The 3,104-nt window shown below is 67.4% G+C and carries 2 protein-coding genes and 1 pseudogene; all 3 read right to left on the bottom strand.

The window, feature by feature from the left end; translation table 11 throughout:
- Window positions 1-706: pseudogene (locus tag RMO04_RS05675) on the bottom strand (F0F1 ATP synthase subunit beta); the annotation flags it as partial.
- Between the two features lie 18 nt (window positions 707-724).
- On the bottom strand, window positions 725-1,594 hold the full coding sequence (locus RMO04_RS05680; protein WP_309643819.1) for a F0F1 ATP synthase subunit gamma: 870 nt from the start codon (window positions 1,592-1,594) through the stop codon (window positions 725-727).
- Between the two features lie 22 nt (window positions 1,595-1,616).
- On the bottom strand, window positions 1,617-3,104 hold a 1,488-nt coding region (gene atpA, locus RMO04_RS05685), incomplete at its 5' end, for a F0F1 ATP synthase subunit alpha (RefSeq protein WP_309643820.1).

Below are 3,104 nucleotides of genomic sequence, written 5' to 3' on the forward strand. Positions count from 1 at the left end.
CCACCCCGGCCAGCACCGAATAGCCGCCGTAGGCCTTGGCGATGTTGTTGATCAGCTCCTGCATGGTCACGGTCTTGCCCACGCCGGCGCCGCCGAACAGGCCGATCTTGCCGCCCTTGGTGTAGGGGCAGAGCAGGTCGACGACCTTGATGCCCGTGACCAGCACTTCGGCCGACGTCGATTGCTCGGCGAAGGACGGGGCGTCGCGGTGGATCGGCGAATAGAACTTGGTGTCGATCGGGCCGGCTTCGTCGATCGGATCGCCGATGACGTTCATGATGCGGCCGAGCGTGGCCGGGCCCACCGGAACGGTGATGGCGCGGCCGGTGTCGGTCACGGGCGCGCCGCGGGTCAGACCCTCGGTGGTGTCCATGGCGATGGCGCGGACGGTGTTCTCGCCCAGGTGCTGGGCGACTTCCAGCACCAGACGGAAGGGCGCGCCCGTCCGTTGGTCGGTGTTGGTGGTTTCCAGCGCGTTCAGGATCGACGGCAGCGGGCCGTCGAACTCCACGTCGACGACGGCGCCGATGATCTGGACGATCCGTCCGGTGGCCACGCCGGCGACGGCGGCGGGCTTCGGCGTGGTCGCCTTCTTGGCGGCCGGAGCCTTGGCGGCGGCGGGCGCCTTGGCCGTGGGGGCCGTGGTCGCGGCGGCCGCCTTCGGGGCGGCGGCTTTCTTGGCGGGGGCCTTAGGGGTCGTAGCCATTGGGTCGGACTCTTTCGGTTAGAGCGCTTCGGCGCCGGAGATGATCTCGATCAGCTCCTTGGTGATCTGCGCCTGGCGAGTACGGTTCTTGAGCAGGTTCAGCGCGGCGATCATGTCGCCGGCGTTGCGGGTGGCGTTGTCCATGGCCGCCATCTGGGCGGCGTAGAACCCGGCCTGGTTCTCGAGCATGGCCGACATCACCTGGACGGTGAGGTTGCGCGGCAGCAGGGTCTCGAGGATCGCGCCTTCGTCGGGTTCGTATTCGTAGGCCGCGCCCTTCAGGTCGACGGTCGCCGCGGCGCCCTCGATCTGGGCGGGGATGAGCTGGCGCACGGTCGGGGTCTGGGTGACCACCGAGACAAACCGGCTGTAGATCAGGGTGACGACGTCGATCTCCCCGGCCTCGAACAGTTCGGTGATCTTTTCGGCCACAGGCTGGGCGACGGCCAGGGAGGGCACGCCGGCCTCGGTGCTGAACAGGATGCGGTCGCCGTACTGGCGACGCAGCAGGTCGCGGGCCTTCTTGCCGACGGTCAGGACCTTCACGTCCTTGCCTTCGGCGATGAGCGTACGGATCGTTTCGCGGGCGGCGCGCAGGATCTGGGTGTTGAAGCCCCCCGCCAGGCCACGGTCCGAGGTGGCCACGACCACCAGATGCTTCTGATCCGCGCCCGTGCCGACCAGCAGCTTGGGCGCGCCGTCGCCGGAGACGCCCGCCGCCAGGTTGGCGATCACCGCGGCCATGCGCTGAGCATAGGGCCGGGCGTTCTGGGCGGCTTCGGTCGAGCGACGCAGCTTGGCCGCGGCGACCATCTGCAGCGCTTTCGTGATCTTTCGCGTGGAATCCACGCTCTTGATCCGATCGCGCATCTCTTTGACGCTGGCCATCTCCTAATGCTCCAGCGTGATCTTAGGCGAAGGTCTTCACGAAGGCTTCCAGAGCGTCCTTCAGCTTGGCCTCCGTATCCGCCTTCAACTCCTTCGAGGTGCGGATGGTGTCCAGGATGTCCTGGTGCTTGCCGTGCAGGCGGCTCAGCAGCTCGGTCTCGAAGCGGCCGACCTGGGCGGTCGGGACGGTGTCGAGATAGCCGCGGGTGCCGGCGTAGATCACCGCGACCTGCTCCTCGACCGCGAGCGGCGAGTACTGGGGCTGCTTCAGCAGCTCGGTGAGGCGTTCGCCCCGGGCGAGCTGGCGCTGGGTGGTGACGTCGAGGTCGGAGCCGAACTTGGCGAAGGCGGCCAGCTCGCGATACTGGGCGAGGTCGCCCTTGATCGGGCCAGAGGCTTGCTTCATGGCCTTGATCTGGGCCGAGGAGCCCACGCGGCTGACCGAGATGCCGACGTTCACGGCGGGGCGGATGCCCTGGAAGAACAGATCGGTTTCCAGGAAGATCTGGCCGTCGGTGATCGAGATCACGTTCGTCGGAATGTAGGCCGACACGTCGTTGGCCTGGGTCTCGATGATCGGCAGGGCGGTCAGCGAGCCGGAACCGTTGTCCTCGTTCAGCTTGGCCGCGCGCTCCAGCAGGCGGCTATGCAGATAGAACACGTCGCCCGGATAGGCTTCGCGACCCGGCGGGCGGCGCAGCAGCAGGGACATCTGACGATAGGCGACGGCCTGCTTGGAAAGGTCGTCATAGATGATGACGGCATGCATGCCGTTGTCGCGGAACCACTCGCCCATGGCGCAACCGGCGAAGGGAGCCAGGAACTGCAGCGGCGCCGGCTCCGAGGCGGTGGCGGCGACCACGATGGTGTAGTCGAGCGCGCCACGCTCCTCGAGGGTCTTGACGATCTGGGCGACGGTCGAGCGCTTCTGACCGATGGCGACATAGATGCAGTAGAGCTTGGCGCTCTCATCCGTGCCGGCGTTGATCGACTTCTGGTTCAGGATGGTGTCGATCGCCACGGCGGTCTTGCCGGTCTGACGGTCGCCAATGATCAGTTCGCGCTGGCCGCGGCCGACCGGGATCAGCGAGTCGATGGCCTTCAGGCCGGTCTGCACGGGCTCGTGCACCGACTTGCGCGGGATGATGCCCGGCGCCTTCACGTCCACGCGGCGGCGCTCGGCGGCGCCGACGATCGGGCCCTTGCCGTCGATGGGCTCGCCCAGCGGGTTGACGACGCGGCCCAGAAGGCCCTTGCCGACCGGCACGTCCACGATCTCGCCCAGGCGACGGACTTCGTCACCCTCTGAGATGGCGCGGTCGTCGCCGAAGATCACGATACCGACGTTGTCGCGTTCCAGGTTCAGGGCCATGCCCTTCACCCCGGCGGAGGGGAACTCCACCATCTCGCCGGCTTGCACATTGTCCAGGCCATAAACCCGGGCGATGCCGTCGCCGACGCTCAGAACCGAACCGACGTCGGAGACGTCAGCTTCTTCGCCGAAATTGGC

The sequence above is a fragment of the Phenylobacterium sp. genome, from assembly GCF_031412415.1.
Lineage (GTDB): Bacteria > Pseudomonadota > Alphaproteobacteria > Caulobacterales > Caulobacteraceae > Phenylobacterium.

What these genes read in the sequence shown, in the direction of transcription:
- RMO04_RS05680 (WP_309643819.1), bottom strand. Translation starts at nt 1,594, where the DNA reads ATGGCCAGCGTCAAAGAGATGCGCGATCGGATCAAGAGCGTGGATTCC.